This window comes from Pseudorhodobacter sp., assembly GCF_034675685.1.
In the GTDB taxonomy this organism is placed as follows: Bacteria; Pseudomonadota; Alphaproteobacteria; order Rhodobacterales; family Rhodobacteraceae; genus Pseudorhodobacter.
Genome location: NZ_JAUCDA010000019.1, coordinates 104,703 through 128,558, shown reverse-complemented (window position 1 = coordinate 128,558; position 23,856 = coordinate 104,703). Strand labels below are relative to the sequence as shown.

General features: G+C 61.0%; 24 protein-coding genes, 1 tRNA gene and 1 pseudogene. 7 read left to right on the top strand and 19 right to left on the bottom strand.

Going from position 1 to position 23,856, the window contains the following annotated elements; genetic code table 11:
* Window positions 1-30 precede the first annotated feature (30 nt).
* From VDP61_RS17230 to VDP61_RS17210, 5 genes and pseudogenes are all read right to left on the bottom strand, one after another.
* Window positions 31-1,429 (bottom strand): annotated as a pseudogene (locus tag VDP61_RS17230) (aspartate aminotransferase family protein).
* A 160-nt stretch (window positions 1,430-1,589) separates the two neighbouring features.
* A complete protein-coding gene (locus VDP61_RS17225; RefSeq protein ID WP_323008095.1) occupies window positions 1,590-2,264 on the bottom strand; it encodes a GntR family transcriptional regulator in 675 nt (224 codons plus the stop codon).
* Between the two features lie 110 nt (window positions 2,265-2,374).
* Window positions 2,375-3,754, bottom strand: coding sequence for an oligosaccharide flippase family protein (locus VDP61_RS17220; protein ID WP_323008094.1), 1,380 nt, complete (start codon window positions 3,752-3,754; stop codon window positions 2,375-2,377).
* 160 nt (window positions 3,755-3,914) lie between these two features.
* A complete protein-coding gene (locus VDP61_RS17215) occupies window positions 3,915-5,027 on the bottom strand; it encodes an S-(hydroxymethyl)glutathione dehydrogenase/class III alcohol dehydrogenase (protein WP_323008195.1) in 1,113 nt (370 codons plus the stop codon).
* A 280-nt stretch (window positions 5,028-5,307) separates the two neighbouring features.
* A tRNA-Tyr gene (locus VDP61_RS17210) sits at window positions 5,308-5,391 on the bottom strand.
* A gap of 161 nt (window positions 5,392-5,552) precedes the next feature.
* Here VDP61_RS17210 and rlmB point away from each other — a divergent pair.
* Window positions 5,553-6,338: a 23S rRNA (guanosine(2251)-2'-O)-methyltransferase RlmB gene (gene rlmB / locus VDP61_RS17205; protein WP_323008093.1), complete on the top strand. Its 786-nt coding sequence runs from the start codon at window positions 5,553-5,555 to the stop codon at window positions 6,336-6,338.
* Between the two features lie 161 nt (window positions 6,339-6,499).
* Window positions 6,500-6,925, top strand: coding sequence for a CoA-binding protein (locus VDP61_RS17200; protein WP_323008092.1), 426 nt, complete (start codon window positions 6,500-6,502; stop codon window positions 6,923-6,925).
* Window positions 6,926-6,928: 3 nt separating this feature from the next.
* Here the strand turns inward: VDP61_RS17200 and VDP61_RS17195 are convergent, their stop codons facing one another.
* The 3 genes from VDP61_RS17195 to hisA are packed head-to-tail and all read right to left on the bottom strand — an operon-like array spanning window position 6,929 to window position 8,769.
* Window positions 6,929-7,240: a phosphoribosyl-ATP diphosphatase gene (locus VDP61_RS17195; protein WP_323008091.1), complete on the bottom strand. Its 312-nt coding sequence runs from the start codon at window positions 7,238-7,240 to the stop codon at window positions 6,929-6,931.
* Entirely contained in the window at window positions 7,237-7,998 is a 762-nt protein-coding gene (gene hisF / locus VDP61_RS17190; protein WP_323008090.1) for an imidazole glycerol phosphate synthase subunit HisF, read from the bottom strand. Before hisF ends, VDP61_RS17195 begins: the two co-directional genes overlap by 4 nt.
* Window positions 7,999-8,049: 51 nt before the next feature.
* Entirely contained in the window at window positions 8,050-8,769 is a 720-nt protein-coding gene (hisA, locus tag VDP61_RS17185; RefSeq protein WP_323008089.1) for a 1-(5-phosphoribosyl)-5-[(5-phosphoribosylamino)methylideneamino]imidazole-4-carboxamide isomerase, read from the bottom strand.
* Window positions 8,770-8,922: 153 nt separating this feature from the next.
* Here hisA and VDP61_RS17180 point away from each other — a divergent pair, with 153 nt between their 5' ends.
* Both VDP61_RS17180 and VDP61_RS17175 read left to right on the top strand, forming a co-directional pair.
* Window positions 8,923-9,306 carry a DUF2147 domain-containing protein gene (locus VDP61_RS17180; RefSeq protein ID WP_323008088.1) on the top strand — a complete coding sequence of 128 codons (384 nt, stop codon included), beginning with the start codon at window positions 8,923-8,925 and terminating at the stop codon, window positions 9,304-9,306.
* 72 nt (window positions 9,307-9,378) lie between these two features.
* Window positions 9,379-10,293 carry a DMT family transporter gene (locus VDP61_RS17175; protein WP_323008087.1) on the top strand — a complete coding sequence of 305 codons (915 nt, stop codon included), beginning with the start codon at window positions 9,379-9,381 and terminating at the stop codon, window positions 10,291-10,293.
* An 88-nt stretch (window positions 10,294-10,381) separates the two neighbouring features.
* Here VDP61_RS17175 and hisH read toward each other — a convergent pair whose 3' ends face one another.
* The 3 genes from hisH to VDP61_RS17160 form a co-directional block, all read right to left on the bottom strand.
* Window positions 10,382-11,029, bottom strand: a complete 648-nt coding sequence (gene hisH / locus VDP61_RS17170) for an imidazole glycerol phosphate synthase subunit HisH (RefSeq protein ID WP_323008086.1) — start codon at window positions 11,027-11,029, stop codon at window positions 10,382-10,384.
* Window positions 11,030-11,617: an imidazoleglycerol-phosphate dehydratase HisB gene (gene hisB, locus VDP61_RS17165; RefSeq protein ID WP_323008085.1), complete on the bottom strand. Its 588-nt coding sequence runs from the start codon at window positions 11,615-11,617 to the stop codon at window positions 11,030-11,032. It lies immediately after the preceding gene.
* 164 nt (window positions 11,618-11,781) lie between these two features.
* The gene (locus VDP61_RS17160; protein ID WP_323008084.1) at window positions 11,782-12,255 is read right to left on the bottom strand and encodes a lytic transglycosylase domain-containing protein; all 474 of its coding nucleotides are present in this window, start codon (window positions 12,253-12,255) and stop codon (window positions 11,782-11,784) included.
* Between the two features lie 248 nt (window positions 12,256-12,503).
* Here VDP61_RS17160 and VDP61_RS17155 point away from each other — a divergent pair, with 248 nt between their 5' ends.
* Window positions 12,504-13,790, top strand: a complete 1,287-nt coding sequence (locus tag VDP61_RS17155) for an O-acetylhomoserine aminocarboxypropyltransferase/cysteine synthase family protein (protein ID WP_323008083.1) — start codon at window positions 12,504-12,506, stop codon at window positions 13,788-13,790.
* 83 nt (window positions 13,791-13,873) lie between these two features.
* On the opposite strand, the gene VDP61_RS17150 is transcribed toward VDP61_RS17155, so the two are convergent.
* A complete protein-coding gene (locus VDP61_RS17150) occupies window positions 13,874-14,596 on the bottom strand; it encodes a Crp/Fnr family transcriptional regulator (protein ID WP_323008082.1) in 723 nt (240 codons plus the stop codon).
* Between the two features lie 221 nt (window positions 14,597-14,817).
* On the opposite strand from VDP61_RS17150, the gene VDP61_RS17145 reads away from it, so the two are divergent.
* Window positions 14,818-16,242, top strand: a complete 1,425-nt coding sequence (locus VDP61_RS17145) for a cytochrome P450 (protein ID WP_323008081.1) — start codon at window positions 14,818-14,820, stop codon at window positions 16,240-16,242.
* Window positions 16,239-17,396 (top strand): alkane 1-monooxygenase, encoded by a 1,158-nt coding sequence (locus tag VDP61_RS17140; RefSeq protein WP_323008080.1) that lies wholly within the window; start codon window positions 16,239-16,241, stop codon window positions 17,394-17,396. The genes VDP61_RS17145 and VDP61_RS17140 overlap by 4 nt, the downstream gene beginning before the upstream one ends.
* 154 nt (window positions 17,397-17,550) lie before the next feature.
* On the opposite strand, the gene ubiV is transcribed toward VDP61_RS17140, so the two are convergent.
* The 7 genes from ubiV to VDP61_RS17105 all read right to left on the bottom strand — a co-directional run bounded on the left by ubiV (window position 17,551) and on the right by VDP61_RS17105 (window position 23,826).
* On the bottom strand, window positions 17,551-18,351 hold the full coding sequence (gene ubiV, locus VDP61_RS17135) for a ubiquinone anaerobic biosynthesis protein UbiV (protein WP_323008079.1): 801 nt from the start codon (window positions 18,349-18,351) through the stop codon (window positions 17,551-17,553).
* Between the two features lie 4 nt (window positions 18,352-18,355).
* On the bottom strand, window positions 18,356-19,333 hold the full coding sequence (gene ubiU, locus VDP61_RS17130; RefSeq protein ID WP_323008078.1) for a ubiquinone anaerobic biosynthesis protein UbiU: 978 nt from the start codon (window positions 19,331-19,333) through the stop codon (window positions 18,356-18,358).
* Window positions 19,333-19,875, bottom strand: a complete 543-nt coding sequence (gene ubiT / locus VDP61_RS17125; protein ID WP_323008077.1) for a ubiquinone anaerobic biosynthesis accessory factor UbiT — start codon at window positions 19,873-19,875, stop codon at window positions 19,333-19,335. Before ubiT ends, ubiU begins: the two co-directional genes overlap by 1 nt.
* 67 nt (window positions 19,876-19,942) lie before the next feature.
* A complete protein-coding gene (locus VDP61_RS17120; protein WP_323008076.1) occupies window positions 19,943-21,157 on the bottom strand; it encodes an NnrS family protein in 1,215 nt (404 codons plus the stop codon).
* On the bottom strand, window positions 21,090-21,755 hold the full coding sequence (gene ric / locus VDP61_RS17115; RefSeq protein WP_323008075.1) for an iron-sulfur cluster repair di-iron protein: 666 nt from the start codon (window positions 21,753-21,755) through the stop codon (window positions 21,090-21,092). Before ric ends, VDP61_RS17120 begins: the two co-directional genes overlap by 68 nt.
* A complete protein-coding gene (locus VDP61_RS17110; protein ID WP_323008074.1) occupies window positions 21,752-22,333 on the bottom strand; it encodes a UbiX family flavin prenyltransferase in 582 nt (193 codons plus the stop codon). The genes ric and VDP61_RS17110 overlap by 4 nt, the downstream gene beginning before the upstream one ends.
* Window positions 22,330-23,826: a UbiD family decarboxylase gene (locus tag VDP61_RS17105; protein ID WP_323008194.1), complete on the bottom strand. Its 1,497-nt coding sequence runs from the start codon at window positions 23,824-23,826 to the stop codon at window positions 22,330-22,332. The genes VDP61_RS17110 and VDP61_RS17105 overlap by 4 nt, the downstream gene beginning before the upstream one ends.
* Between the last annotated feature and the right edge of the window lie 30 nt (window positions 23,827-23,856).

The following is a 23,856-nucleotide window of genomic DNA, read 5'->3' as shown; positions in this document are numbered from 1 at the left end:
TGCCGGGCCTTTTTTACCTTTCGCCCCCCCTCATGCTGAAACGAACAACCCGTCCTTGATCAGCGACTCATAGGTTTCATCCAGCGATTTACGGGCGCGCGTTATCAATGTGTCGATCTCGGCATGGGTAATGACAAAGGGTGGTGCAATGATCATCCGGTCGCCAACATGGCGCATCACCAGCCCATTGGCGAAACAGCGGGTCCGGCAGCGCAGCCCGACAGCGCCCTCTGGCCCCTTGAATTTGGCGCGGCTTGCCTTGTCTGGCGTAAGTGCCAGCGTGGCCATCAGACCCACCGAATTCGCCTCGCCCACCAACGGGTGATCCAGCAGCGTCTTCCACTTGGCGGCCAGATAGGGCCCAACATCCTCGCGCACCCGCTCGACCAATTGTTCTTCCTCAATGATCCGCAGGTTTTCCAGCGCCACCGCCGCGGCAACCGGATGGCCGGAATAGGTGTAACCGTGGTTGAAATCGCCTGCCTCGGCAAGTGTGTTGGCAATTTCATCGCTGACCAGCGACCCGCCCATCGGAATATAGCCCGAGGTCAGGGTTTTCGCGATGGTAATGATATCGGGGCGGATGCCAAAAGTCTGCGACCCGAACCAGTTGCCAGTACGGCCAAACCCGGTAATCACCTCATCCGCAATCAACAAAATCTCATATTTATCGCAGATGCGCTGAATTTCAGGCCAATAGGTGCTGGGCGGAATTATCACCCCCCCCCGCGCCCTGAACCGGCTCGCCGATAAAGGCGGCAACATTGTCTTCGCCCAATTCCAGAATGGCGGCCTCAAGCTGGCGCGCACGTTCCAGCCCGAATGCCTCGGGCGTCATATCGCCGCCCTCGGCCCACCAATGCGGCTGATCAATATGGTGAATACCGGGAATGACCGGGCAGCCCTGAGTGTGCATCGGGGCCATGCCGCCAAGGCTGCCACCGCCCAGAGTTGAACCGTGATAGCCATTCTTGCGGGCGATCAGCGTGGTTTTCGTGGGCTTGCCCTTGGCCGCCCAATAATGCCGCACCAGCCGGATATTGGTGTCATTGGCCTCAGAGCCAGAGCCAGTGAAAAACACATGGTTGATATTGTCCGGGGCCAGTTCGGCCAGCTTTGCGCTCAGCGCAATCGCGGGCACATGGCTGGTCATGAAAAACGTGTTGTAAAACGGCAATTCCTGCATCTGGCGCGCGGCGGCATCGACCAGCTCTTGCCGGCCATAGCCCACACCAACGCACCACAGCCCCGACATGGCGTCCAGAATATCATGGCCTTCGCTGTCGGTAATGGTCACCCCCTTGGCCCGCGTGATGATCCGCGCACCTGCCGCGGTCAATTCCTTGCTATCGGTAAAGGGGTGAATGTGATGGGCGGCATCCAGCGCCTGAAGCTCTTTTGTCGGCATGTGGTTGGTTATCGCGCTCATGGTGGTGTCTTTCTGGCGGTGCCGGTCAGGGTTTCAGCAGGTATTTTTTTTGCGGATCAGTCGGTCTTTCACGCCCGGCACGCACCGCACAGCCCCGTGCCCGGTCATTGCTCAAGGCGGGCAAAACCATGCCTTACAGATCGCATATAATATGATCATATTATACCCTGTCAACCAAATTCGCCGCGCCCACACCTGCCTCGGCAAGGGCCTCGATGATCTGATCCTGGCCCTGCAGGATATCATCGCGAATGGCGGCGGCGACATCTTGCCCGTGGCCGCTGCGCAGCGCCGAAATTGCCTCGGCATGTTTATCGGGCAGGTTCAGCGTGCCATAGCGCCCGCAGACGATGCGCAGCGATGGCCCTACCCTTAGCCACAACCCCTGCACCATCGAACACAGGATATCGGCACCGGAATGGGCGTAAAGCACTGTGTGAAAACGATAATTATGCTCAAGATAGGCGCGGATGTCGCCCTGTTGAATCGCGGCGTTGACCTGTGCGTCAATGGCCTCCAATGCATCAATATCGGCAGGCCGCACCTTGGCAGCAGCGATTTCCGCCAAATGCGGCTCTAGCGCGCCGCGGGCAAAGCCCAGCTCGGCCAGATGCGCGGGCGTCAGTTCTGGCACGCAAACCCGGCGATTTCCCTTGAATTCCAACGCCCCTTCAGCCGTCAATCGGCGGATCGCCTCACGCACCGGGGTAATACCACTGGCCAACGCCTCAACCAGCCCTTGAATGGTCACGGCCTGACCGGGTGCCAATTCACCAAACAGCACCATATCGCGAATGCGCCGATAGACGGTTTCATGGGCCGGCAGTTTTTCCATTGTCTTGTCTCTCCGAAAGCCAGATCAGGGTCGCATTGTAATGATTTCGGCGGCACTGACCATGAAGAAACTTATGATCATATTGTCAAGGGCTTTTACTGCCGCGCCTGTCAGCCAGTATGAAACCCACCGCCAGAGCCGGGAAACAGCAAGGCCACATCTGCCCAGTTCAGCCAAAGCGCCAACACGCCAAGCCCCAACGCCACCCCCAGATAGATCAGATCATGCCGTGCGTCCCAAACCCCGTGCCGAAAGGCCAGCCGGGCAATAACCGGCATATACAGCAGCATGCCGATCGCCTGCCCCAGCATCGCGCCCCCTAGCCCCATCACTTGCGCCCCGATCAAAAAGCCAAGGGTTTGCAACACCGCCTTGGCCGCCGAGACCACAAAGAACCCCCGGCTGTCGCCCCGCGCCAGCGCCGCCTGATCATAGGTCAAGACCACCACCACGATCATCTGCACCGCACAGATCGCCACCATCACCCCGCCCGCCGAACGATAGCGCACATCATACAGCACATCGACAATCAGCGGCCCCGCCAGCGCCAGCACCGCCAACGCAAACATCAGCCCGCCGGTCACGATAAACCGTATCCGCTCCAACCGCTGCCGCGCCACAACATCGCCTTGCGCATGCGCGCGGTAGATCGGAATCAGCACCCGCGCCGTGACCGCTGATCCGAGCATGATCGGAAACATCGCCAGAAAAGCGCCGATGTTGTAGATGCCAAGCCCTTCTATCGACAGGTATTTCCCCAAAACCGCCCGGTCGCCCTGCGACACCAGAAACCCGCACACCGAGGACAGGAAAATCCAGAACCCGAAATGCAGCAACTCTCGGCCCGCCGCCGCCTCCCAGCGCAGGCGGTTGCGATGCCCCGGCAGCAACAGCGTCATCAGCATCAGCCGCACCAAAGCCGTCACCACCCCGCCAACGGCCAAAGACCAGACCGACCGCGTGATCATCGCCAAAACCAGCATCACCGCAATCCCGATCAGCGTTGCGATCAGGTCCAGCACCGTCAGCCGCCCCAGCAACAGATGCCGGTTTGCGGTATCGACCCGCGTCGGCACAAACCCCGCAATCAGCAGCGACAGCGCCGCCACCGGCAGCAGGCTGGCTATCAGCGGCTGGTCGTAAAACAGCGCCGCCGGATAGGCCAAAGCGCAGGCCGCCAGCCATAAAATTCCACCGCGCAAAATCTGAATGGTCCAGGCCGTATCCAGAAAATCCGCCTCATCACCGCGCTTGCTTTGCATGATCGCGGGGCCAACCCCCATATCGGAAAACAACGTCAGCCCCACCAGCAAAACCGTGACCAAAGCCATGATCCCGAAAGCCTCGGGAAACAAAAGCCGCGTCAGGATCAGGTTGGAAATCAGGCGAAACCCCTGCGCCGCCACAAAAGACAGTGCCGTCCAGGCCCCCCCCCCGCGCCGCGCGTGATAAAATTCCGGCCTGCGCCTGACTGCCTGCCATTGGTTCACCGCTCATGCGTCACCACGTTTAACCATCCTTGAACCGCGCTCTCATCCGCCAAATGCCAAAGCGATATGGCGATATCATGGCCGCCGCCAAAGCCGCGCATGAAAAAGGGCCAGAAGCATTTGCCCCCGGCCCAAACTTTCTTACCCCGGCATCCCGAAATCAGAACTCGACAACGGCGCGAATACACTCGCCCTTATGCATCAACGCAAAGCCTTCGTTGATCTGGTCAAGCGTCAGCTTGTGGGTGATCATCGGGTCAATCTCAATCTTGCCGTTCATGTACCAATCGACAAATTTCGGTACATCGGTGCGCCCCTTGGCCCCGCCAAAGGCGGTGCCGCGCCACACCCGCCCCGTCACCAATTGGAACGGCCGGGTAGAGATTTCAGCACCGGCTGCGGCCACGCCGATGATGATGCTTTCCCCCCAGCCTTTATGCGCAGCCTCCAGCGCCGTGCGCATGACCTTGGTATTGCCGGTGGCGTCAAAGGTATAATCGGCGCCGCCCTTGGTCAGCTCCACCAGATGCGCCACCATATCGCCATCAACCTTGGTCGGGTTCACAAAATCGGTCATGCCAAAATACCGCCCAACCGCCTCTTTGTCGTCGTTCAGGTCAACGCCGACAATCTGGTCTGCCCCCGCCATCCGCAAACCCTGAATCACGTTCAGCCCGATGCCGCCCAACCCGAAGACAACGCAACGCGCCCCAATTTCAACCTTGGCCGTGTTGATCACCGCCCCGATGCCGGTGGTCACCCCGCAGCCGATATAGCAAATCTTGTCAAACGGCGCATCCTTGCGCACCTTGGCCAGCGCAATTTCTGGAATCACGGTATGGTTGGCAAAGGTCGAGCAGCCCATGTAGTGATGAATCGGCGTGCCATCGAGCATCGAAAACCGCGTGGTGCCATCCGGCATCTGCCCGCGCCCTTGGGTGATACGGATTTTCTGGCACAGGTTGGTCTTGCCCGACAGACAATACTCACACTCCCTGCATTCGGGCGTATACAGCGGGATCACATGATCGCCAACCTCCAGCGTCGTCACCCCCTCACCGACCTCAAGCACGATGCCCGCGCCCTCATGCCCCAGAATCGCCGGAAAAATTCCCTCTGGGTCATCGCCCGACCGGGTATATTCATCGGTGTGGCACAGGCCCGTAGCCTTGATTTCCACCAAAACCTCACCGGCCTTCGGGCCTTCAAGGTTCACCTCCATAATCTCCAGCGGTTTACCGGGGGCAACAGCGACAGCGGCGCGGGTTCGCATCATTTGGGTGATCCTCTTTCAAACACAAATCTGTAAGGCATCATGCCCGCTCAAACCACGCCCCGCAAGACCAAGCCACGCCAGGCTTGGCGATAGCTTCCGATTTCATCTTGGGAAAAATACCTGATCCGCCCTTGGCCCCATGAAACACAACCAAAGACCGGGATCAGACAAAGCTCTCGGGCATAACAGCCGGGAATCAGCCGCGACGGTGCAGAACAGAAAAAGCCGGTGGACCAAACCACCGGCTTTTTCTGTTCATCCTTCCCGAAAGGAAAGATGGTGGGCGATCCTGGAATCGAACCAGGCGTGAGTCGCCTCGAGGGAGTTACAGTCCCCTGCCACACCTTGCGGCCTATCGCCCACTAAGCGGCTCAATAATGTGCGGGCATGAGGGCGTCAAGCGCAAAGCGGCGGATTTTTCGCCCAAACATCGCAAACCCGCGCCGGCCCGGTTTTCCCCTTGCACCGCCGCGCCCCATTGACCATTCTTGGTGCCAATCGCGCGCTTAAAGGTAAAATCACATGGCAACGCAAAAACCCACCTGGGTCATCGACAAGGAACGCGCCAAGCGGCAGGCCGCGAATGAAACGGTCTGGCTTTTCGGCCTGCATGCCGTGCGCGATGCGCTGATGAACCCGGCCCGCGACAAGCTGCGCCTTGTGCTGACCAAGAACGCCGCCGACAAACTGGCCGAGGCGATAGAGGCCAGCGGGATGCAACCCGAAATCGTCGATCCGCGCAAATTCGACGTGCCGATTGATGACGGTTCGGTGCATCAAGGTGCCGCCCTGGAGGCGAAGCCGCTGAACTGGGGCAAGCTGGATGATGTGGCGATTTCCGGCACCGGTGCGCCGCTGGTTGTCTTGCTTGACCGGGTAACCGACCCGCATAACGTCGGGGCCGTGCTGCGCTCGGCCGAGGTGTTCGGGGCCCGTGCCGTAATCGCCCCGCACCGCCATTCCGCCCCCGAAACCGGCGCGCTGGCCAAAACCGCCAGCGGTGCGCTGGAACGCCAGCCCTATCTGCGGGTCGGCAACCTTTCGGACGCGATGGAGGAACTGCGGGCGATGGGTTTTTTCCTGATCGGCCTTGCGGGTGAAACCAAGACCGATCTTGCCGCCGCGCTGGTGCAGGCCGGCAGCCGCCCCGTGGCCTTGGTGCTTGGCGCCGAGGGGCCCGGTCTGCGCGAAAAAACCCGCGATACCTGTGATGTTTTGGCGCAAATTCCGGCGGCGGGTGGGTTTGGCTCGCTCAACGTCTCAAACGCGGCGGCGGTTGCGCTTTATGCCGCTGTCACACGGGCCTGAATCACAGATGCGCGAGCAGGGCTTTAAATCACACTTTCAGTCCCCATATCGGTTGCATGGCGCGGGCATGGAACTCCCGTCGCTCCTTTACTGTCCCTCGTTCCGCGACTCGCGCCCCGGCCATTTTGGCACGGGCGCTTTTTTATTGAAGGATGGTTTTGATGACCGTTGATGATGCCCGGATTCGTGAGATTTTGCAGAACACCAAGGTAATAGCCATGGTCGGCGCCTCGATGAACCCAGATCGCCCCAGCTATGGGGTGATGCAGTTCTTGCTTGGCAAGGGCAAGCGCGTGATCCCGGTCAACCCCGGCCATGCAGGCAAAGAGTTGCTGGGGCAGCCGATTTATGCGACGCTGCAAGACATCCCAAAGGGCGCGGCTGTGGATATGGTCGATGTGTTTCGCAGATCTGATGCCGTGGTGCCGATTGTCGAACAGGCCTTGGCCGATCTGCCGCATCTGCGCACGATCTGGCTGCAACTGGGGGTCGAAAGCGCTGCCGGGGCATCCCTTGCGCGTGCCCAGGGCGTGACCTTGGTGCAAGACCGCTGCCCAAAGATCGAATATGCCCGGCTGCGGATGTAACCTCTAGCCGCGCGCGGCCTTCTCGGCCACACCCGAGGTGCCTTCCCGCTGCGCGAGTTCGGCCAGCACATCTTCTAGCGTGACATCGCGCGCCGCCAGCATGACCAGCAAGTGGTAGATCACATCTGCCGCCTCGGACGTCAGCCTGTCACGATCGCCCTTGACCGCTTCGATGATGGCCTCAATTGCCTCCTCGCCGAATTTCTCGGCGCATTTCTCGGGGCCTTTGGCAAGCAGTTTGGCGGTCCAACTGGCCTCGGGGTCACTGGCCTTGCGCGCGGCAATGGTGGCGGCAAGGCGGTGCAGCACGGTCATGTCAGCCTCATGGGAATGCCGGCGGCAGCCATATGGGCCTTGGCCTGTCCGATGCTGTAATCGCCAAAATGGAAAATCGAGGCGGCCAGCACGGCAGAGGCCCCGCCGATGGTGACCCCTTCGACCAGATGGTCCAATGTGCCAACCCCGCCCGAGGCAATGACGGGCACCGGAACCGCATCCGAAATTGCACGGGTCAGCGGCAGGTTGAAGCCCGCGCGCGTGCCGTCCCGATCCATCGAGGTCAACAAAATTTCCCCCGCCCCTTTGGCGGCAACCGTGCGGGCAAATTCGACGGCATCAATGCCGGTTGCCTTGCGCCCGCCATGGGTAAAGATTTCCCATTTTCCGGGCGCGACGGTTTTGGCGTCAATCGCCACCACAATACACTGGCTGCCGAAACGGTCCGCCGCCTCGGCCACCACATCCGGGTTGGCAACCGCCGCCGAATTGAAGCTGACCTTGTCGGCCCCGGCCAATAGCAGCGCGCGCACATCTTCATGCGTGCGCACCCCACCGCCAACCGTCAGCGGCATAAAACACTGCTCGGCGGTGCGGGTCACCAGATCGAACATGGTGCCACGGTTTTCATGGGTGGCGTGAATATCCAGAAAGCACAGCTCATCTGCGCCGGCAGCATCATAGGCGCGCGCCGCCGCAACCGGGTCGCCTGCATCGCGCAGGCCGACAAAATTCACGCCCTTGACCACGCGGCCATCGGCGACATCAAGGCAGGGAATGATACGGATTTTAAGCATGCGGGTTTTCTAGGCCTTGATCACAGGACGGGCAAGCAAAAAGGCAGCAGATCAGGCGGCAAGCGCCTTCAGGGCCGTCGCAAGATCAATCGCGCCATCGTAAAGCGCGCGCCCCGAAATGGCACCGGCAATGGCATGGGTGTCGCGCAAGGCGGTCAGGTCAGCCATGGTAGACACCCCCCCCGAGGCAATGACCGGGATAGAGATAGCGCGGGCCAGAACCGTCGTTGCAGCAATATTGGGGCCTTGCATGGCACCATCGCGGTCAATGTCAGTGTAGATGATCGCGGCCACGCCCGCATCTTCAAAACTGCGCGCAAGATCTGTCACCATCACATCGGTTTCATGCGCCCAGCCTTTGGTTGCAACCCGGCCGTTACGCGCATCAATTCCCACGGCAACCTTGCCCGGAAAGGCCAGCGCCGCCTCGCGCACCAAGGCCGGGTTTTCAACCGCCACGGTGCCAAGGATAACGCGCGCAAGCCCTTTGGACAGCCAGCTTTCAATCGTTGCCATATCGCGAATACCGCCCCCCAGTTGGCACGGCACGTTGACACGGCGCAAAATCGCCTCGACTGCGCGGCCATTGACCGGCTGGCCTGCAAAAGCGCCGTTCAGGTCCACAAGGTGCAGCCATTCGCAGCCTGCCGCCTCAAATGCTGCGGCCTGGGCGGCCGGGTCATCGCCAAAGACGGTGGCCGCGTCCATCTCGCCACGCAGCAAGCGCACGCATTGGCCGTCTTTCAGATCAATGGCGGGGTAGAGGATCATGGCGTTCTCCGGTCCTTGGCTATGGCTGCGTCTTTGGCACAACACAGCGGGAATGCCAAGATACGAGCGGCACCGCGTTGAACCCCACGTCACGCTTGATTGGCGCCGGATTTCACCGCAATGCTGATACATCACGCTTTGGGAGGAGTAGACATGAAAAAATTCATAATGGCCGCCGCTTTGACATTGGTGGCAGGGATGGCACAGGCCGCAGACCCGGTTATGGGTGTTTGGAAAACGCAGGTGGATGATGGCGCCTATGCCCATGTGAACATCGCGGGTTGCGGCACCAAGATTTGCGGTGTGATTACCAGAACCTTCAACAACACCGGCGAATACAAATCCCCCAATATCGGCAAAAATCTGCTGTGGGATATGTCGCCGAATGGCGGCGGTGCCTATTCAGGTGGCAAAATCTGGCAGCCCTCCACCGGGAAAGAGTACAAGTCAAAGATGGCGCTAAGCGGCGATACGTTGAATGTATCAGGCTGCTGGGGGCCGATTTGTAAAAAGCAGGTTTGGAGCCGCGTGAAATAAGCGCAGGTTTCGGGTCGCGCCGGGGGTCTGGTTGCTGCTAACGATGGCAGCAACCCAACGCAGGAGCCCCGGATGCAAGTTGAAATGAAGATGAGCGGCCTTGACTGGTTGCTGCTTGCGGCCCTGTCCCTGCTTTGGGGCGGGGCGTTTTTCTTTGTGCAACTTGCCGTGGGGCATTTGCCCGCCTTCACCATCGTTTTTCTGCGGGTGTCACTGGCGGCCCTGGCGCTGGGCATTGTGCTTTGGGCAACTGGCACGGCATTCCCCAAGGGCTGGCCGGTCTGGCGGGCGCTGGTGGTGATGGGGCTTTTGAACAACGCCCTTCCCTTCAGTTTCTTCGTGCTGGCGCAGGGCGAGATTGGCAGCGCCCTGGCCGCGATCCTGAACGCGACCACACCGCTGTTTACGCTGCTGGTCGCCCATTTTGGCACCGCGGATGAGCGATTGAACGGGGCCAAGCTGTTGGGGTTGGGGCTGGGCTTTGGCGGGGTTGTGGTGATGATGGGCGGGGCCGCATTGCTGGGAAGCGGCGGCGCGACGGTGCTGGCACAAGGGGCCTGCCTTGCGGCTGCGCTGTGCTATGCCTTTGCCAGCGTGTGGGGGCGGCGGTTCAGGCAGCTGGGCCTTGCGCCTTTGGCCACGGCTTTCGGGATGCTGGTCTCCTCCTCATGCATGTTGTTGCCCTTGGTTCTCGTGGTCGATCAGCCCTGGGCATGGCCCATGCCGGGCGCGGTGACGCTGGCCGCAATTCTGGCGCTGGCCGTGCTGTCAACCGCGCTTGCCTATCTGATCTATTTCCGGCTGCTGGCCAGTGCGGGGGCCGTGAATCTGGCGCTGGTGACATTTTTGATCCCGGTCAGTGCGATTGGCCTGGCTGTGTTGGTATTGGGCGAAACGCTGGCCCTGCGGCATGTGGTCGGAATGGGGCTGATCGGGTTGGGCCTTGCGGTCATTGACGGGCGGTTGCGGCGAAAATTCCTGCTTTAGCAAGGGGAAAGATGGCACCCGACGCAGGCCGGCCTGACAGCTATGGCTTTTCGACCGCGCTGCTTGGCCGGGTTCTGACAAAGCCGCGTCACGGTCTCCAGCGCAGAAAGTTGCCGATCAGCCGCAAGCCGTTCGCCTGACTTTTTTCTGGATGAAACTGCATGCCGACCATGTTTTCACGTCCAATGATCGCGGTGATTTCGCCACCATAGGCCACATGGGCCAGCCGCTCGGCGGGGTTGCTGACGCGAAAATGGTAGGAATGGACGAAATAGGTATGGTCGCCGGTTTGCAGCCCCGCCAGCACCGGATGCGCCAGCCCCAATTCGCTTATCACAAGGTCATTCCACCCCATATGCGGCACTTTCAGCGATGCATCGGCAGGGTTGATTTTCACCACTTCGCCGCCGATCCAGTCAAAGCCCTGGGTATCCGTATATTCGCGGCCCCATGTCGCCATCATCTGCATACCCACGCAGATGCCCATAAAGGGCACGGCGCGGCGGGTTACGCTGTCTTCAATCGCCTCGAACAACCCGCCAAAGCTGCCAAGCGCGCGGCGACAGGACGGAAACGCGCCATCACCGGGCAACACAATGCGGTCGGCGCGGGCCACGTCTTCGGGGTTGGAGGATACCAGAACCTCGCCGCCGCCCACCTCTGCCGCCATGCGCTGAAATGCCTTTTCAGCCGAATGCAGGTTGCCGCTGTCGTAATCAACCAGAACTGTCAGCATTCACAGGCTGCCTTTGGTTGACGGAATCGCATCGGTGCGGCGCGGATCAGGCTCTACCGCCTCGCGCAGGGCGCGCGCGACCGCCTTGAACCCCGCCTCGGCGATATGGTGGCTGTTGATGCCGTGGATCATGTCCACATGCAGGGTAATACCGCCATGCGTCGCAAGCGCCTGAAAGAATTCGCGCACCAATTCGGTATCAAAGCTGCCGATCCTGGCAGTGGGAAAGGGCATATTCCACACCAGAAAAGGTCGCGCCGACAAATCAAGCGCACAACGGATCAGCGCATCATCCATTGCCAGATGAAAGCTGCCGTAGCGGCGGATGCCGCGCTTGTCGCCCAAGGCAGCCGCCAGCGCCTGACCAAGCGCGATGCCGCAATCCTCAACCGTGTGGTGATCGTCAATGTGCAGGTCACCCACGGCCTTTATATCAAGGTCAATCAGTGAATGCCGGGCCAATTGATCCAGCATATGGTCAAAAAAGCCAACCCCCGTCTGGATATCGGAATGGCCTGTGCCATCCAGATTGATCGCTACGGTGATTTTGGTTTCATTGGTATTGCGGGAAAGGCTGGCCTTGCGCATCGCGGGCTCCGGTCTTGTGGCTGTGTTGCGCGGTTATAGGTGGCGCGGGGCCAGTTGGAAAGGGCCAGTTGAAAGCGGCCCAGCCACCCGGATCTGCGCGAAAACGCCTGGCGCCAGCGCGGCCAAAAGGCAAAGGGAACGCCGTTCAGGCGGCACAAGGCCCCTTAGCCGCGCAGCCCGGTTTCCACCAGCATGCCCCGGCGCTTGGCCTCGTAATAATAGCCTTTCGAATACCATTTTACCGCCGTGTCATGGCTGCCATTCGACAAAAGCCACGCGCCGCGCAGGTATTTGACGGCATATTTCAGGTTGGTTTCGGCATCCAGCAAGGCCTGATCGCTGCCACGAAAGCCCATGCCACGCGCCGTCTCGGGCATGATTTGCATCAACCCATAATAGGGGCCATTGCGCGCACCGGGGCGGTGCTGGCTTTCGCGGGTTATGATCCGATGCACCAATAGGCGCGGCACTTTGTTCTTGTCGGCATAGGTATTGATAAGCCGCCGCAGTTGCGGGGTTTCGTTGACATGCAAAGGCGGGTCAAAACGGCCAGTCTCGCGGCTGCTGTGGGGGTCGCCGCAGGCCGCAACCAAAGCGACAAAGCCAAGCAAAGCCGCACGGCGGGTCATGGTGGACATCAGATTCTCCTTGCGTCAACGCGCCTCTTTAACTTTGTGAATTTATTCTGGCAAATGCTTGTTCCCGGCACAGGCTTTTTCCCGCCTATGGGTTTGGCGGAATATTGTCCCGCGCGCGGCCTGCCCGCCCGGAAAAATCACCCCGCGCAGGCCGGGCAACGCGCCACACCGCCGATTGTGCTGCTGCCGGCTTTGCCCTAACGTCGCGCGGGACAAGACTTCACGTGCACCAAATCAGGGGAAAACGCATGTCAGACGCAAAAGAACACGGTTTTGATACTTTACAGATCCACGCGGGCGCACGCCCCGACCCGGCGACCGGCGCGCGGCAAATTCCGATTTACCAGACCACAGCCTATGTGTTTCGCGATGCCGACCACGCGGCGGCCTTGTTCAATTTGCAAGAAGTCGGCAACATCTATTCGCGGCTGACCAACCCGACCGTTTCGGCACTGGCCGAACGGATCGCAGCCCTGGAGGGTGGTGTGGGCGCGGTGTGCTGCTCATCAGGGCATGCGGCACAGTTGATGGCGCTGTTTCCGCTGATGCAGCCCGGTTGCAACATCATTGCCTCGACCCGGCTTTATGGCGGCACGATTCAGCAATTCACCAACACTATCCGCAAATTTGGCTGGTCGGCAAAATTTGTCGATTTCGATGATCTGGCGGCGCTGGAAGCGGCGGTGGATGACAACACCCGCGCGATTTTCTGCGAGAGCATCGCAAACCCCGGCGGCTATATCACCGATATTCCTGCCGTGGCGCAACTGGCCAACAAGGTTGGCCTGCCGCTGATCGTTGATAACACAACCGGCACGCCATATCTGTGCCAGCCGATCAAACTGGGGGCGACGCTGGTGGTTCATTCCACCACCAAATACCTGACCGGGAACGGCACCGTGACGGGCGGCTGTGTGGTTGACAGCGGCAAATTTGACTGGTCGGCAAGCGGCAAGTTCCCCAGCCTGTCGGAACCGGAACCGGCCTATCACGGGCTGAAGTTCCATGAGGCACTGGGAGGCATGGCCTTTACCTTCCATTCCATCGCCATCGGCTTGCGCGATCTTGGCATGACCATGAACCCGCAGGGCGCGCATTATACCCTGATGGGGATTGAGACGCTTAGCTTGCGCATGGCCCGCCATGTGGAAAATGCGCAAAAGGTTGCGGCCTGGCTGGAAAAGCATCCAAAAGTGGCGGCTGTGACCTATGCAGGGCTTGACAGCTCTCCGTATAAAAAGCGGGTGGCCGTGGTGTGCCCCAAAGGGGCGGGGGGGCTGTTTACCCTGTCTTTGAAGGGCGGATATGACGCCTGTGTCAAAATGGTGTCTGGCCTGAACCTTTTCAGCCATGTCGCCAATCTGGGCGATACGCGCAGCTTGGTGATTCACCCCGCCTCGACCACCCATCGCCAACTTTCAGAGGCCCAGCAAGTGGCTGCGGGGGCAGCCCCCAATACCTTGCGGCTGTCGATCGGAATAGAGGACCCGGCAGATATCATTGCCGATCTGGAACAGGCCTTGGCAAAGATTTAAGGCAGGGACTGGCTTTTGGTGGCTGGCTTTTGGCACCATACCGTGCGCGCGTGACAGCGCGCACGGCCTTTTCGGTTAAGGCCTTACACCGCCAAACGCACCCCCGGCCGTTCCATCGAATTGCCGGGCTCGCGCAGATACACCTTGCGCCCGTCAAACGAAAACTGGCCATCGCTTGCAAGCCGCGCAACCACGCGCGACAGGGTTTCAGGCCGGACGCCCAATAGATCAGCAAGATCAACGCGGGTCAGCGGCAAAAGCATTTGCCTGCCCTCCTCACTGTCAAAGCCATGGATTTGCATCAGTTTGTGCAGCAGTTGCGACAGGCGCTCGGTGTTGGAACGGGTTGCGGCGGCAATGATATGCGCATGGCTGCGGTCAATTTCCTGAATACAACGATCAGCCAAACGGCCAAGCACCTCGGGCGAGCGGTCCATGATCTGCCGGACGCTGTGGCGCGGCACCATGCACACGCGTGAAGGCACCAACGCCTGCGCCTCGGTGTGATGCGGTTGCGCGGCCATGAACGACCGAAACCCGATGATCTCACCCGGATAGGCAAGCCGAAGCATCGTCGACTTGCCGTCGCCCTGATAGCTGCGAATACCGATCAAGCCCTTGGAAACGCAGTAAATACCAGAGTTTTCTTCGCCCTGTTCAAACAATATCTGACCCGTGGCAAGGGGGATGCGGTCAAACCCGCGGTTCAGCATGGGCAAGGCGGCACCGCTGACCGGTTGCCAGATGCTTTGATCGTGAAAGCCGCAGTTTCCACATGGGTGCTGAACGTCTATGTAATCGCGCATGGGCTGGCCTTTTTTATGGGCGGTATCATGATTTGTATACTGCGGCACACAGCTTGGCGCTATGCTTTGGGGCTGCGACCCTTCGTAACAGGTCAAAGATTTTGCGCCCTGTCTTGACGACCGTCAATGACATCCGGCGAATTCCCCCCGCATCCTCGCAAAACCTCAACTGCCCCCCCCTATTTGCCCCCCATCCGACAGCAAGTCGCCCGAGGCCCCCCGTGCAAGACATACCCGCAAAATCATGCCCTTACGCCGGCTTGCCCCTGCCACCGAAACCCGGCGGGCGACAGGGGCGCGTCGGCGTTCTGGCCTATTTCCGGCTGTTCCGGCGCGATATCCTGTCTGCACAGCCGCGTCATTTGTTCCGCGCGTGGATGGCCGAAATGCGCACGCCGTTCTTTCGCTCTTATCTGTGCAATGACCCCGAGCTTGTGGACCTGGTGCTAAAGCAGCGCCCCTTGGATTTTCCCAAATCCGAACGCTTGCGGGTTGGGCTGAAACCGCTGCTGGGCGAGTCGATCTTTATTACCAATGGTGCGGTTTGGGCCCGCCAAAGGCGCATCATTGACCCGGCGTTTGAGGGGGGGCGGCTGCGCCTTATCTTTCCGGCAATGTGGGATAGCGCCGTCGCCGCCGTTGCCCGGTTGCAAACAGTGGCCGATGGCCGCCCGGTAGAGGTTGAGGCCGAGGCCAGCCACCTGGCAATGGATGTGATCTTTCGCACCTTGTTTTCCGTGCCGATTGAAGATGAGACGGCAAGTGCCGCCTTTGCGGCCTTTCGCGCCCATCAACAGGCACAGCCTTTGGCCAATATTGCCGCGATCCTGCCGTTTCCGCGCTGGGTGCCGCGTTTTCATTCGCGCAAGACCCGCGAAACCGCGCGCACCATTCGCGACCTGATGGCGCAACTGACCCGGCAACGCGCAGCGCAGATCAAGGCAGGCACAGCCCCCGGCGATCTGGCGACCAAAATCATGACCACCCCCGACCCCGAGACTGGCCAGTGCTTTACAGATGAGGAAATGGTTGATCAGGTCGCGATCTTCTTTTTGGCGGGGCATGAAACCTCGGCTGCGGCCCTGGCCTGGGCCTTGTATCTTTTGGCGCTTTATCCCGATTGGCAAGACAAGGTGGCGGCCGAGGCCACCACCGCGATCGACCCGGCCCGGATCTATTTCTCCGCCCTGTCCAAGCTGCGTATTTCCCGCGCGGTATTTCGTGAAACCCTGCGGCTTTACCCGCCGGTGCCGATGTATGTGCGCGAGGCAGCGCAGCCCGAAACTTTCCGCACACGCGCTGTCAAACGCGGGTCGCAGATCATCCTCAGCCCATGGCATTTGCATCGCCACGAGCGGCTGTGGGACAATCCCGACGGGTTTGACCCCACCCGTTTTGACACAGCCGAAGGCAAGCAAAGCCAGCGTGACGCCTATATCCCGTTTTCTGCCGGTGCGCGCGTCTGTCCGGGGTCGGCCTTTGCGATGGCCGAGGGCACGTTGCTGTTGTCGATGCTGGTGCGCGCCTATCGGTTTGAACTGGTTCCCGGCCGCGAACCGATGCCCGTGGCGCAGCTTACCCTGCGGGCCCGCGACGGGATTTACCTGAAATTGACGCCACGTCTGCCAAGGGAAACCCCAGAATGAACCCTGACGCCCCTGCCCCGCCCGAAACCCAAAACCAAACCCTGCGGGCCTGGCCCTATTGGATAACACTCACTTTCGTGCCGCTGGTCTATCTGGCCGTTACCCAGGGCGGCTGGACGGTATTGCTGATCCCGGCCTATGGCTGGGTGCTGATGCCCGTGCTGGATACGGTTCTGGGCCGCAACCTGCGCAACCCCGATCCCGACACCCCCGAGGCAGATCTGTTCTGGTTTCGCCTGTTGACGTGGATATGGTTTCCGATCCAGTTTGTTCTGGTCTTTGGCACCTTGTGGTATCTGACCCATGTCGGCAGCTATTCGACACTGGAAACCTTGGGGATCATGTTTGGTATCGGGGTGACAACCGGCACCGTGGGCATCGTCTATGCCCATGAATTGATGCACAAGCCGCAGAAATTTGAACGCAACCTTGCCGATTTGCTGCTGGCGCTGGTGCTTTATGGCCATTTCCGCACCGAGCATCTTTTGGTACATCACCCCCATGTCGGCACGCCGCGCGACACCGTGACCGCGCGCTATAATGAGGGCTTCTTGCGGGCCTTCGTGCGGGTCTTGTGGACAGGGCCGGGGTCGGCGTGGCGCGCCGAGCGGGCCAAGCTGGCACGGGCCGGGCGCAGCCCTTGGCACCGCTCCAACCCGATCTGGAAATATACCGTGCTGCAATTGGCCTTTCTGGCTTTGGCCTGGGCGATTGGCGGCTGGATTGCCGTTGGCTGGTTTGTGTTTCAGGCCTTTGTGGCGGTCTGGCAGTTGGAATTGACCAATTACGTCGAGCATTATGGCCTGACCCGCCGCCATCTGGGCAAGGGCATATATGAGCCGGTGCAGCCCCATCATTCATGGGATTCGGCGCATCGGGTATCGGGCGCGCTGCTGATCAACCTGCAACGCCACGCCGATCATCACCTGCATCCGATGCGGCGCTTTCCCTTGCTGCAAATCTATGACGCAGCCCAGGTGCCGCAACTGCCCACCGGCTATCCACCGATGACAGCCCTTGCGATGGTTCCGCCGCTTTGGCGCCGCATGTTCAACCCCAAGGTCCGCGCCTGGCGCAAGCAGTTCTACCCCGATATCACCGATTGGACGCCCTATAAAAACGCCAGCAACCCTTCCCCCAAAGGCGCTGGCTAGGGCGGTCAGCCCCCTTTGCCCCCGCAGGGGCAAAGGGGCATTTGCTTTGGCTCAGGCAGGCACCGCCCCCGACCAATCCGCCCCACGCGCGCCGCGGATAAACCCGTCCGAAAGGCGCAGCCCCTGGGTATCAGCGTGCAGTTTTGCAACCATATCAGCGCCCGAAAGCCGCCCGTCCAGCAGATCCCGGAACAATGTGCAGATCAGCCCGAAATCGCCGGTCTGCGGTGACAATCGCAAGGCGCCAACCCCGGCCTGCGCCAGCGCCTCGGCCTGCAATGCCATGCAGGCATGCGAAATCCGACAGGGTTTGCACCCCGTTCATCGCCAGAAACGGCTGGCCTTCGCCGGTTGATACCGGCAGGCCATCGGGGTCATCCTCGCAGGCAAATTGGCAATTATCTTTGGGCCGCGCGTGCAGGCGCGCATGATAGCAGCGCCCCGAAATCGCAAGCGGCACGCGGCCGTAACCCCAAACCTCAACCTCCACCCCCACATCTTTCGCCGCTGCCGCCAGCGTTGCGATCAACTCCAGTGGCAATTCGGGGGGCAGGCAGATGCGCACCGCACCGCGCGTTGCAAGCCAGCGCAGGGTGCTTTCATTATAGACGTTCACCAAGGGCCCGACGCTGAACGGTGTGCCGGGCGGCAAATGCGCCAGCGCGGTCAGGTCATTGACCTCAACCTCTACCCCCATCTCGGCCAGTTCCGCCGTCATCTTGCGTTCGCGTTTCAGCGTGACCAGCGCAAGACTGCTAAGCGCCACGGTCTTGCCCGCCGCTTGCAACACCGCAATCGCATCGGGAATTCGGTCTTGAAAAAACGGCAGCCGCTTGGAGCAGACAACCTCGCCCAAGCTCACATGATCCACCGGGCTTTGTGCAAGATCGTCGTAAAACGCCGCCCAGGCATCGGCTTTCCAAAAGAACTGGTTCGGGCCAACGGTAAGTTTCATCGACTTATCTCCATATTTTCTTATAGGCGCCAGTGGTGCTGGCCTGTCCTTCGGACAATCGCGCCAACATCCCGGCGGGCATCGGGCGCCCTTCGGCCAAGGCATCAACCGCAGCGCGGAAATTCTGCACCACCTGCGCCACATAGGAGGCCGAGCGCTGCCGGCCCTCAATTTTCAGCGCCGTCACCCCGGCCTTTTGCAGTTGCGGGATCAGTTGTTCGGCGTTCAGGCTGACAGGGTCTTCAAACAGATAGCCGCTTTTGTCACCAGCGGTGAAATGGCCCTTGCACAGGGTCGGATAGGGGGCCGGTTCACCTTTCGCCGCGCTGTGAATCAAATAGCCGCCCAGGCGCGCATTCAAAACACCGCCTTCTTCGCGGTAATCGACATGGCTGGGCGGGGAACAAACACCGTTCATATTGGGCGATTTTCCGGTGGCATAGGACGAGAGCGAACAGCGCCCCTCGGCCATCACACACAGCCCGCCAAAGACGAATACCTCGGTTTCCACTTCGGTTTCCGCGTTGATCGCGGCGATTTCTGGCACTGACAGAACGCGCGGCAATACCACCCGCTTTACACCAAAAGCCGACGCATAGAAATTGACCATATCGGCATTGGCCGCCGCCGCCTGCACCGACAGGTGCCGCCGCAATTCGGGATGATTTTTCGCGGCATAATCCAGCAGGCCCAGATCGGCCAGAATCACCGCATCCGCCCCCAGATCAGCGGCATCTGAAACCGCATCATGCCAGATACGCTCGGCCCCGGCGCGGGGAAAGGTGTTGATCGCGATCAGCACTTTCGCACCGTGGCCATGGGCAAAGGCGATGCCTTCGCGCATTTCAACCCGGTCAAAATTCAGGCCCGGAAAATTGCGGGCATTGGTTTCATCGGCAAAGCCACAATATATAGTATGCGCGCCAGCCTTGACTGCGGCGCGCAAAGAGGCGGGCGTTCCCGCCGGACAGACGATTTCCATCAGTAAAACTCTCCATATTCCGGTCGTGTCAGGCACAGCCCGGTACGGGCCTGTGCCAAGCTGATCGCGCGCCCAAGCAGGCCCGCAAAGGGGCCAGACAGCGCTTGCAATTCCGCCCCGATATCCAGTTCCGCGTCATCAATCGCATTGCGCAGGGCCAAAACCGCCTCGGTGTTGCCTTCAATCACCAGATCGCGTGAGAAAAACAGCGCATCACCATCAAAGGCCCCATGCACCATCCCCAGCAGCGCCGCCAGGGGCCCGGCAATTCTGGCATCACCTTGCGGTGCGCTGCGGTGCATCGTCACATGCGGCCTGTTTGCGTTGGGACACAGGCAAATGACAAAGGGCAGATCGGTCGGGTCCAGCACAAAGCGCGCGTCGGCATAGGGGCCAAGCCTGCGAAACAGCGACGGATGGCGTTTGGCCACGCTGCGGGTCAGCGCAGAAAGCGCCAGTGAAAGCAGGGGCACCGGCAAGGGCCGCAAAGCAAAAGCCAGGATCGGGGGCATCGTTTCAATTGCCAAGGGGCGGGGCTGCATCAAATTTCCTTCACGCGGGTCGTTGCACCCGTCTAGCAAGCCCAAACCGCAAAGGCTTTGATATCGGTCAAGTTCTGGCACGCGACGCGCTTAAAACCGGATGTGGCGCCGGTTTTGCCAAATTGCGCAAGGCCGGCCACAAAAACAGCGCCCAGCCAAGGCTCCATGCCGCGACAGACCACGCCAGCCCTACAAAACCCAACACCTCGGCATCGGGAAAAACCAGACGTATGATCGCCGCAAGGCCAACCGATGCAAAACCGGCCACCTGCACCGCACTGGCCTGCAACCGCCCCGGCGCACGCGCCATGAAAGCGCGCCCGGCCACGGCCATGATCATCGCGCCCATAGCGCCCATGGTCAGGCCATGCAGGGCCATGGCAACCGCCATCACATCCGGCAGCAGCAGCGCGCCGCCCAGCACAATCAACCCGGTTGCCAGCCACGCCCAGGCAAGCCAAAGCAGCATCAAATCCAGATGCGCAAACACCCCATTCCTGAACCACGCAAAGCCACGAAAGGCTTGCAGCGCCCCTGCCGCCAGCACCGCCGCCCCGGCCAGCGCTGACATCCCCATACCCAGCCCCCCAAGCGCCAGCAGAACAAGCCCGCTGGCCAGCGCCCCAAGGCTGCGGTGCGGCAAGACGCAGCCATCCGTTCCCTGAAAGCGGCTGTTGATGAACGCCGGCACTGCCCGCCCGCCAACCACAGACAGCATCACCGCGAATCCCAAAACCAGCGCCAGCCCGAAACCTTGATCCGATACCCCCGACTGGCGTCGCACCAGCCATGCCAGATCGGCCACAGCCAAAACCACTGGCACCCCTGCCAAGGGCAGTTTTTGCCATGACCGGGTGTGCCACAACGGCGGCAGCACCAAAACCGCAAGCCCAAGCGGGTAGAGGCTGACGCTCAGCAGCAAAACCGGCCCCTGCACCTCGGCCAGCATCGCGCCGCGCCCAAGACCCCAGGCCAGTACCAAGAGCACAAGCGGCAATCGCCCGATCCGGTGGCGGCTTTTCGGCCCCGTCCAACTGGGCAAGGCGATCAGCAGATAGCCGCCCAGCGCCGCCCCTGCCATGCCGAAAATCAGCTCATGCGCGTGCCAGAACATCGGGTCATTTACCAAACCCGGCCAAACCCAGACCCATGGCACCAGCATCGCCCAAACCCCCATAAGCAAGAACAAAGGCTTATGGGGGGAGGCCGGGCGCCTATGCGGTTTGGGTTTCAAAGCGCGGAAACAGCACGTTTTCTTCCAGATGGATATGCGCGACAACATCGTCGCCCAGCTTGCGCAGGCCAGTATAAAGGGCGGTCCACGACCCGCAGGCGCCTTCGGGCAGGGTCAGGCCATGGCTGGCATGTTCAACCCCACGCAAAAGATCAGTCGCGGTGTGATGATCGTCGCGCATCACCGCCAGCGGCGCGGCCAGTGCGGCGGTATTACCCGCCCGCATCAAGGGGAACAGAACCCGCTCTTCTTTCATCATGTGGCTGTCCAGCTCATCATGCAACGCGATCAGTGCGGCGGTCAGGCCAAGCGGGGCCTCGTCATGGTCGCCATGCACCGTCTCAACCCGCTGCGCCAAGGGAATAAGGCTTTCCAATTCGCGGCGATGGGTTTCGTGATAGCGGGCCAACACATGGTCGATCAGGGCCAGCGTTTCCGTCGGGGCATCGCGGTTCGCGGCCTCTTGCAGCGCAAAAAGCTGTGCCAGCAGGGTTTCGGGGTCAAGGCCCTGGCCCTTTGCCGCTTCGGCCAGTGGCATCTTGCCGCCACAGCAAAAGCTGATACCGGCCTGGCGGAACAATTCGGCCGCACCGGGCATTTCGGCGGCGATGTCGCGGACTTGGGTTTCCAAGGTTATATTCATCATGGGTTTCCTTCTTTTGGGGGTGCCCAGGCTTGGGCTTGGGCAGGGGCAAGGCGCAGCAAATCCACTGCGCGGGCGGCGATTTGGGCGGTGATTTCTTCGGTGGTTTGCGGGCGCAGATAAAAGGCGGGCACGGGTGGCATAATGATGCCGCCCATCTCGGTCACCGCCGTCATATTGCGCAGATGTGCCAGCGTCAGCGGGGCCTCGCGCGCCAGCAACACCAAGGGGCGGCGTTCCTTTAGCTGCACACCTGCGGCGCGGGTCAGCAGGTTGTCATCCAGCCCGTTGGCAATCGCCGCCAGGCTGCGCATCGAACAGGGTGCCACGATCATGCCCGCCACAGGGTAAGAGCCGGAGGCGATTGTCGCCCCCAGATCGGTGATCGGGTGCAAACGGTCCGACATTGCCACCAATTCAGCATGCGCGCCCGCGCCGATTTCAAGCGTCAAAGTGCGCTCGGCCATGGGCGACAGCACCAGATCAATACCCACACCCGCGCCGCGCAGCACCCGCGCCGCCGCCAGCGCCAAAGCCGCGCCTGACGCGCCGGAAACACCCAGAATCACCCGCCCGATCATCGCGCCCCCCCCAGATGCCGCGCCATCAACGCGGCCGCGCGCGCCTCATGCGCCGGATCAAGCGCCATCACCCGGCCCCATTCGCGCGTGGTTTCCGCCCCGATCTTGTTGGTGGCGTCAATGCCCAGCTTGCCCGCCAAACCATCACGCGGGCTGGAGAAATCCAGATAGTCCATCGGCGTATTTTCCAGCAGCATGACATCGCGCGACGGGTCCATCCGCGTCGCCATCGCCCAGACCACATCATCCCAATCGCGCGGGTTGATATCTTCATCCACAACCACAATCGTTTTCGTATAGGAAAGCTGCGCCAACATTCCCCACAGCGCCATCATCACGCGCCGCGCCTGCCCCGGATAGCGTTTGGAGATTTGCACCACGGCCATGCGGTACGAACAGGCCGCAGGTGGTAACCAAAGGTCGCGAATTTCAGGGATTTGCGCGCGGATCACCGGCAGGGCCAGCGTGTTGAACACCTCGCCAATCACCGACGGCTCATCCGGCGGGCGGCCTGTGACCGTGCTCAGGTACAACGGATCGCGGCGATGGGTTATGGCCGAAATCCGCATGACGGGGAAATTCTCAACCGAATTGTAATAGCCGGTGTGGTCGCCAAACGGGCCTTCGGGGGCGGTATCATTGGGGTGAACCCAGCCTTCAACCATGATCTCGGCATGGGCTGGCACCAAAAGCGGCACGCTGCGGGCGGGCACAAGCTGGGTCCGCGCGCCGCGCAACACCCCGGAAAACGCCAGTTCAGACACGGTTTCGGGCAAGGGCAGCGCCGCCGCCAGCAGCGTTGCCGGGTCTGCCCCCAAGGCAATCGCAACCGGCATCGGCTCTCCTGCCTGGGCCCAGGAACGGGCATGGGCGGCACCGCCGCGATGCGCCAACCAGCGCAGAATAAGGCGGTCCGGCCCGATCACCTGCGCACGGTAAACCCCCAGATTATACTGTGCCACGCCGTCCGGGGCTGACCCATGCGGCCGCGTGACAACAACCGGCCAGGTGATCAACGGCCCCGCATCCTCGGGCCAGGGGGTTTGCACGGGGATCTTGCCCATATCGACTTCGGCATCCACCTCTTGCACCGGCGCGTGGCGCAGCAGTTTGGGGCGTGTTGCCAGGGCCGCTTTCAGCATCGGCCAGCGTGACAGGGCATCGCGCATCCCATCCACTGGCGGCGGGCTGCGCAGGGCAGCAAGGAACGCGCCAAATGCCGGCACCTCATCCAACATCAGCCCAAGACCTGCCGCAACCCGTTCCGGCGTACCGAACAGATTACCGATCACGGGCATGGCAGCGGCATTGCCATTCGCGCCCAAAGCCGCATCAAAGCGCAAGATCGGGCCTTTGGCGCGCAAGGCGGCCAATTGCACCGCGGTCATTTCATGCTTCAGGTCGATCTTGTCAGGCAGGCACAGAAAATCATCCTGTTCCTTGGCCCAAGCCAGGAAGGCACGCAGATCAATAAAGGCGGGCAAACTGCGGATATCGGGCCTCAAGGTTCACTGCGGCTGTCC